General features: G+C 57.2%; 7 protein-coding genes. 2 read left to right on the top strand and 5 right to left on the bottom strand.

Annotated elements, in window-relative coordinates; translation table 11 throughout:
• The coding region (locus tag BLW59_RS16785; protein WP_139283745.1) for an HRDC domain-containing protein at positions 1 to 129 on the top strand (129 nt) is incomplete at its 5' end.
• A gap of 130 nt (positions 130 to 259) precedes the next feature.
• On the opposite strand, the gene BLW59_RS16790 is transcribed toward BLW59_RS16785, so the two are convergent.
• The 5 genes from BLW59_RS16790 to BLW59_RS16810 form a co-directional block, all read right to left on the bottom strand.
• Positions 260 to 955: a 5'-methylthioadenosine/adenosylhomocysteine nucleosidase gene (locus BLW59_RS16790; RefSeq protein ID WP_074698998.1), complete on the bottom strand. Its 696-nt coding sequence runs from the start codon at positions 953 to 955 to the stop codon at positions 260 to 262.
• A gap of 117 nt (positions 956 to 1,072) precedes the next feature.
• The gene (locus tag BLW59_RS16795) at positions 1,073 to 1,918 is read right to left on the bottom strand and encodes a MurR/RpiR family transcriptional regulator (RefSeq protein WP_029542788.1); all 846 of its coding nucleotides are present in this window, start codon (positions 1,916 to 1,918) and stop codon (positions 1,073 to 1,075) included.
• A gap of 270 nt (positions 1,919 to 2,188) precedes the next feature.
• Positions 2,189 to 3,505 carry a gluconate:H+ symporter gene (locus tag BLW59_RS16800; protein WP_074699000.1) on the bottom strand — a complete coding sequence of 439 codons (1,317 nt, stop codon included), beginning with the start codon at positions 3,503 to 3,505 and terminating at the stop codon, positions 2,189 to 2,191.
• A gap of 38 nt (positions 3,506 to 3,543) precedes the next feature.
• Positions 3,544 to 4,953, bottom strand: coding sequence for a decarboxylating NADP(+)-dependent phosphogluconate dehydrogenase (gene gnd / locus BLW59_RS16805; RefSeq protein WP_074699002.1), 1,410 nt, complete (start codon positions 4,951 to 4,953; stop codon positions 3,544 to 3,546).
• A gap of 9 nt (positions 4,954 to 4,962) precedes the next feature.
• A complete protein-coding gene (locus BLW59_RS16810) occupies positions 4,963 to 6,516 on the bottom strand; it encodes a gluconokinase (protein WP_217634654.1) in 1,554 nt (517 codons plus the stop codon).
• A gap of 274 nt (positions 6,517 to 6,790) precedes the next feature.
• Between BLW59_RS16810 and BLW59_RS16815 the strand changes: the two genes are divergently transcribed.
• Positions 6,791 to 7,321, top strand: a 531-nt coding sequence (locus BLW59_RS16815) for an RQC domain-containing protein (protein ID WP_318258731.1), incomplete at its 3' end; no start/stop codon positions are given.

Here is a 7,321-nt window from a genome sequence, read left to right on the forward strand (position 1 = left end):
GCCACCCTCAAAGATATGTGCGCAGTGCAGCCCAAGACACTTGACGAAATGCTGGAGGTCAAGGGCATCGGCGAGATGAAGCTGGAAAGGTACGGGAAAGAATTCCTCCAGTGCCTCCTGAAAGGATGACACTATAGAAGTTGTTTTGAAGTTGACAATGAAGTTGTGTTGAAGTGTATTTGAAGCAGTTCAATCATATCTTTGCCACTTGAAAAGCCCGAAGCGAAAATGCTCCGGGCTTTTACTCATATCATACGTTTCACCAGTTCTCCAGCATATACTGCACCAGCCTTGACGATTTCTTCGCCGCCTTCTGCTCGAATTCCTCGAAGCTCACCTGGGCGCTGCCGTCGGCCTTGTCGGAGATGGCGCGCAGGACTACGAAGGGCAGGTTGTTGGCATGGCAGACCTGGGCGATGGCTGCGCCTTCCATTTCGGCGCAGGTGCCGTCGAAGTCTGCGATGATGCGCTCTTTGGCCTCCTTGGAGGAAATGAACTGGTCGCCGGAGCAGACACGGCCCTCCACGGCCCTGATGTCAGGCAGAGCCGCCTTGACAGCAGCCAGAGCCTTTTGCCGCAGAGTCTCATCTGCCTCAAAGGCAACCTTGCCCGTGAAGGGAATCTCCCCCTTCTTGAAGCCGATAGCTTCCACTGTGAAGTCATGCTGCACCGCGTCTTTGGAAATGACGATGTCCCCAATATCCAGTTCATTGCTGAGGGAGCCGGCCACGCCGGTGTTGATAATATGGGTGACCGCAAAATCATCCACCAGGATCTGGGCGCAGATGCCCGCATTGACCTTGCCAATGCCGCTCTGCACCACCACCACATCCATCTGCCCCAGCTTGCCTTCGCAGAACTCCATAGAGGCCTTCGTCTCCTTGCGGGAAGTCGCCAGGGCCTCCTTCAAGGCCTCCACCTCAGACTTCATGGCACCGATAATTCCTATTTTCATAACCAGTCTCCTTTGCGTTTTACTTGGACTCTCCTGAGCCTTTCGACAAAACAGGGCTGATTCCTGCCATTTTGCAAGGCTTTCTTTGCTTCACAAGAAGAAACACACCCGGCCATCTCACAGCCTCCTGGCGGCGATGACTTCCCTCATCTTCTGCAGGTTGGCCTGGTACTGCTCCGGCATCTTCATGGCCAGGCAGGTATAGAGGATATCGCCGATGGCCATGTGCACCAGGCGGGAGGCGGCGGCTTCCGAGCGGTAGTTCACCTCACGGCCCATGCCGATGAGGGCGATGTCTGCCCGACGGGCCAGTTCCGACTGCGCATAGCTGGTGATGGCGATGACTTTGGCCCCTCTGGCCTTTGCAATCTGCACCGACTCCAGGATATCCTTGGTGGCACCGCTGTGGGAAACGGCCATGACCACATCATGCTCGTCCAGCAGAGCTGCCGAGGTAACCTGCATGTGGGCATCACTGAAGGCCTGCACCGCCATGCCGAAGCGCAGGAAGCGGGTCTCCATATCCTTGCACACCGTAGCCGAGTTGCCAAAACCATAGATAGCCACCCGGCGGGCTCCCTGCAGCAGCTCCACAGCCCTGGCAATCAGGGTGAAGTCCAGGATTTTCAGGGTGTCCTGCAGGCCGTCTGTTATATTGCGGAAAATCTTTCCCGCCACCGCTGCCTCACCGTCTTCTTTGCCAATGTCCCCGTAGGGAGTTTCCGCAGGACTGGACAGCTCCGAGGCCAGGGCAATCTTGAGGCTCTGGAGGCCGCCAAAGCCCAGCTTCTTGCAAAAGCGGGAAATGGTGATTTCAGCGCTGCCAGTATGCTGGGCGATTTCCGCCACCGTCTGCCCCATGATCTCATCCCTGTGCTCCGAAATATAGTCGGCAATCCGCTTCTCCGACTTGGTGAGATCATCATAGGCGCTGCGTAAAATAGGCAAAACCTGTTCTTTCATAAAGGCTCCCCTTTTCTGATGTTAGTATAATCATTATAAGGCCATTGTTCCAGCTTTGTCGATAGACAAAGCTTCCTCTTGGCCTTTCAACGACGCAACGCTAGTCCCCTTGGGGACGAGGCGGGAGATATGTGCTCACCGCCTGTTATGATATTCGCCACCCCCACCTATAGAGGTGGGGGACATCTTCTTCCGAGTTATAACGCATTAGAAAGGAAACCAAAAGGGACTGCAGTCCGCCCATTGGGTCGGTCTGCTGTCCCTGGTTATTCAAATGATGGCATCCAGCGCCAGCACGCCAAGGAGGCCCATGACGGAGATGATGGTCTCCAGCACGCACCAGGTGCGCACGGTCTGCTTGACGGAAAGCCCGAAGAATTCCTTGAAGAGCCAGAAGCCCGGGTCATTGGGAGGGCTGAGAATCAGGCTGCCAGCACCGGTGGCCAGCACCATGAGCTCGGGATTCACCCCCGTCACCGCCACGATGGGAGCGGCAATGCCGCCTGCCGTGAGAGCTGCCACCGTGGCACTGCCGCAGGCAATGCGGATGACCGCTGCCACCGTCCAGGCCAGGAGCAGGGGAGAAAGGTTGGACTGGGCAGCAATCTCACCGATGTACCTGCCCACGCCGCTGTCGATGAGGATCTGCTTCAGGGCACCGCCGCCGCCCACGATGAGCAGGATCATGGCGATGGTGAGCACAGCTCCCTCACAGATCTTCATGATCTCGGGAATGGTCTTGCCCTGCCTGATGCCGAAGGTGTAGATGGCCGCTGCCACTGCAATGGTCAGGGCCATGTCCGGAGTACCCAGGAAGGTGAGCCACTGATAGAGGCTGGAATCAGCAGAAAGAGTCAGCTTGGCAATGGCAGAAGCGGCCATGAGCACCACGGGAACCATGGCGGTGAAGACGGAGATGCCGAAGCCGGGCATTTCTTCATCCTCGAAGACCTTGCTGCTCTGCATGCCCTGGGGAGATTCCGGCTGAATGTCCTTGGTGGTATTGGCAAAGAGGGGTCCTGCCACAATGGCAGTGGGAATGGCGATGATGGCGCCGTACACCAGAGTCAGGCCAATATCTGCATTGTAGATGATGGAAATGGCCGTGGGTCCCGGATGGGGCGGCAGGAAGCCATGGGTGACGGAGAGAGCCGCCGCCATGGGAATTCCCACCTCCAGCAGGGGAATCTTCGCCGCCGTGGCGATGGTGAAGACCAGGGGAATCAAGAGCACGAAGCCGATTTCGTAGAAGAGGGCGATGCCCACGATGAAGCCAGTGAGGGCTACAGCCCATTTCACCCACTTGCGCCCGAAGACGTCGATGAGGGTGGTGGCGATGCGCTGGGCACCGCCGCTTTCTGCCATGAGCTTGCCCAGCATGGCGCCGAAAGACACCACGATGGCCAGGCCGCCCAGGGTTCCCCCCAGGCCCTTTTCAATCACGGGGATGATCTGCCCCTCGGGCAGCCCCTCGGCGTAGCCCACCAGTCCTGCCACCAGGAGCAGGGAGAGGAAACTATTGAGCCTTACTTTCACAATCAGGAAAAAGAGAAAGAGTATACCAACTGCCAAAATTATAAGCGGCATAAACAAGCCCTCCTATTGTCTCCAATCAGATGATGAACTCAAAAATGCTTCTGCCATTCGTGGTGGAAGCTGCCCTCCCAGTCAGTGCGCCTGTAGGTGTGGGCGCCGAAGCAGTCCCGCTGTGCCTGGATGAGGTTGGCTCCCAGATGCCTGCCCCCCAGTGCGTCCAGGTACTCAACCGCACAGGCCAGGGCCGGAATGGGAATGCCAGCCAGCATGGCCTGGGCAGCTGCCTGCCGCAGGGAGGCGAGATTTTCCCTGACCTTCCCCGCAAAGAACTTGTCCTGCAGGAGATTCTTCAGCCCCGGCTGTTCCCCATAGGCCTCCGTGATCCTGTCCAAAAACTCTGCCTGGATGATGCAGCCGGAGCGGAAGATGGCGGCAATCCGCCCCAAATCCAGCTGCCAGCCGAAGTGTTCCGAAGCGGAGCTGTAGAGGGCAAAGCCCTGGGCGTAGGCCGCAATCTTGCCCAGGTAGAGGCTCTTGCGCACCATTTCCACGAATCCTTCGGCAGGCTCTGCCTTTCTCTCTGCCTGCACCAGAGGAGCCAGTTCCTCCCTTTCCTCCAGCAAGTTGGACATGACCCGGGCATTGCAGGCAGCGGTGATAAGTGAGGTGTTCACCCCCTGCCGCAGGGCCTCTATGCTGGTCCAGCGCCCCGTGCCCTTCTGGCCGGCGCTGTCCACAATCTTGTCCAGGAGCTCCCCGCCTGCCTCGTCAGCCTCCATGAAGATATCTGCCGTGATGCCGATGAGAAAGCTCTTGAGCTCCCCTTGGTTCCATTGGTGGAAAATCTCGCCAATCTCGCGGTTGTTATAGCCTCCGGCATATTTCAGCAAAAGGTAGGCCTCAGCAATCAGCTGCATATCTGCATACTCGATGCCGTTGTGCACCATCTTCACATAGTGCCCCGCACCGTCAGTGCCCATGTAGGCGCAGCAGGGCTCTTCCCCTGCCCTGGCAGCGATGGCCTCATAGATGGGGCGCACATATTCATAGGCAGCCTTGTCCCCGCCGGGCATGATGCATGGCCCACGGCGGGCCCCCTTCTCCCCGCCGGAAATGCCTACACCGAAGTAATGGAGGCCTTTCTCCTGCAGCAGGTCATGGCGGCGGCGGGTATCCTCAAAGAAAGAGTTGCCTCCGTCCAGGATCATGTCCCCAGGCTCCAGCAAGGGCACCAGCTTCTCAAGCATGGAATCCACCGGGGTCCCGGCCATGATCATGAACATGATGCGGCGGGGCTTTTGCAGGGAGTCCACAAATTCCTGCAAGTCGAAGAAGCCGTGCATGCGCTCATGGGGATGCTCCTTCAGCACCTTTTCCGTCAGGTCTGGCGTGTAGTTGTAGCAAGCCACCTCAAAGCCGTGATCAGCCATATTCAGGGCCAGGTTGCTGCCCATGACGGCCATGCCCACCATGCCGATATCCATTTTCTTCTCCATCATGATGCCTCCCTATGCATGAGCCTTCTGGAATGCGGCAATAGCGGAAAGCTCCGGCTGCAGTTTCCAGTACAGGCTATCAAATATCTGGTAAAGTTCCTTATAAACCTTGGCCTCTTCAGGGTCAGGAGTTATGATGCGCTTTGGCTTCACCAGTTCCCTGGTGGCCCCGATGCCGGAGAGCTCGCCGCTGGCAATGAAGCCCAGCACCGCCGCCCCGAAGGCCGCCCCCTCGCTGTTGTCCGGCAGAATCAGTTCCTCATTCAGCACGCTGGCAAGGATCTGCAGCCAGAGCGCCGACTTAGTGAAGCTGCCGCTGACCCGGATGTCCCTGATTTCCCCGAAATCCCGCAGGGCCAGCATCACTGCGTTCATGCTGTAGGAAATGCCCTCCAGGCAGGCCCTTATCATGTGTGAACGGCTATGATTGAGTGAGAGGCCGAAGAACATGCCCCGCAGCTCCGAATTCCAATAAGGTGCCCGCTCCCCGGTGAAGCAGGGCAGCATGACCAGGCCGTCAGAGCCTGCCGCCACATGGGCGGCCTTCATGGTCATAAGGTCATACCCATCCACATCAAGGTTTTCCAGATGATGAGGCGTGTAGTGGCAGACCTTGTCCTTCACCCAGCGCAGGATCATGCCCCCGTTGTTGATAGCGCCTCCCGCTACCCACATATCGTCTGTCAGGTTGTAGCACCAGGTACGCATCTTCCCGTCGGTGAGGGGCTCCCGGGTGAGCATCCTAAGGGCACCGCTGGTACCGATGGTGGCGCTGAGCTGCCCTGGCTCCACCGCCCCGATGCCCACATTCACCAGCACTCCGTCTGTGGCGCCGATGACCACTGGCAGGCCTGCAGGCAGCCCCATCTCCGAGGCAGCGCTCTCCTGCAGTTTCTCCAGGTGGGTAGTGGATACCACCTCCGGCAGCTGCTCCTTTTTCAAGCCCGCATAGGAGAGGATTTCCTCATCCCAAACGCCTTGCTTTTCATTGTAAAGGCCGCTGGTGCTGGCCGCCGACTTGTCTATGAGCCACTTGCCCGTGAGTCCGTAGAAGAGGTAGTCCTTCAAGGAGCCCACGTATTTCATCTGGCTGAACATATCCGGGTGATTCTTCTTCAGCCAGAGAATCTTGGCCAGGGGATAGGAAGCGTGGATGGGGCAGCCTGTCTTCTCGTAGAAGCGGCGACAAAGTCCCTCGTCCTCCTTCATCTCCCGCACGATGCCTGCACTGCGGCTGTCTGCCCAGGTCTGCATATCCATCAAGGGGCGATAATGCTCGTCCAGCCCCGCAAAGCTGTGCATGACAGTGCTCAGGGAAAGTCCTGCCAGCTGGCGGCTCTTGTATCTGAGGTCAGCAGCGGCCTTGCCCACCACCTCCTTGACTGCAGCGAAGATCTGCTCTGGATTCTCTTCCGCCCAGTCCGGATGGGGTGTCAGCAGAGGATAAAAAGCCTCTGCACCAGCCGCCTTTTTGCCCGTGATGTCATAGGCAATGGCACGGACACCAGTGGTGCCTACATCAATACCAATCCAAACTGCTTCCTGGCGATATTGAAAGCTCACCATCATCACTCCTTATATCTAAATGTTATATATCTTTCATTTCTGAAGTCATTATAGCACGGCAACATATCATTTGCAACTACTTTTTCAGATTTTATTTTGTTTAGTGATATAAAACTATCATTTTGATTGAGTTTTTCCCGTAGGTTTCCAATCATCCCCCTCAATCTATGGTAGAATGGTAATACCGATCATTTTCGAATCAAATTTACAGAAATAGGTGTTTTCATGGACAATCCATATATAGCCGAGGCCCAGACTCTGCTGCGCAAGTACTATGGCTACCCGGACTTCCGTCCGGCCCAGCGGCCGGTGGTGGAGAGCCTGCTGTCGGGAGCAGATACCCTGGCCATCATGCCCACGGGGGCTGGCGGTAGACTACTGCCATACCCCCGAGTGCCTGCGCCATTTCATCATCAGCTACTTCGGAGATAGAAGCGGCGAGGTGACCTGCGACAACTGCGGGAACTGCAAGGCGGGCCTGGAGAAAATCGACGTGACCCTCGATGCCCAGAAGGTCTTTTCCTGCGTCTACCGCATGAAGGAGCGCTTCGGCCTCAACCTGGTAGCCCAGGTGCTGAAAGGCTCCCAGGACAAGAAGGTCCACGAGCTGCGCTTTGACCAGCTCTCCACCTTCGGCCTGATGAAGGAAAGGAAACTGGCAGATATCAAGCTGCTCATCCAGAGATTCGTGGCCACCGACTATCTGGCCCTCACCGAGAGCAAATTCCCTGTGCTGACCCTGAAGCCCGCCGCCTATCCCGTGCTCAAGGGACAGGAAAAAGTCTTTCAGGCCGTGCCCAAGCCA

The organism is Selenomonas sp. KH1T6 (assembly GCF_900108415.1).
GTDB classification, from domain to species: domain Bacteria; phylum Bacillota; class Negativicutes; order Selenomonadales; family Selenomonadaceae; genus Selenomonas_B; species Selenomonas_B ruminantium_A.

Bases quoted from the DNA above. Each gene is read 5' to 3' on its own strand.
- BLW59_RS16790 (WP_074698998.1), bottom strand. From the start codon at position 955: ATGAAAATAGGAATTATCGGTGCCATGAAGTCTGAGGTGGAGGCCTTG.
- BLW59_RS16800 (WP_074699000.1), bottom strand. From the start codon at position 3,505: ATGCCGCTTATAATTTTGGCAGTTGGTATACTCTTTCTCTTTTTCCTG.
- gnd (WP_074699002.1), bottom strand. From the start codon at position 4,953: ATGATGGAGAAGAAAATGGATATCGGCATGGTGGGCATGGCCGTCATG.
- BLW59_RS16795 (WP_029542788.1), bottom strand. From the start codon at position 1,918: ATGAAAGAACAGGTTTTGCCTATTTTACGCAGCGCCTATGATGATCTC.
- BLW59_RS16810 (WP_217634654.1), bottom strand. From the start codon at position 6,516: ATGGTGAGCTTTCAATATCGCCAGGAAGCAGTTTGGATTGGTATTGAT.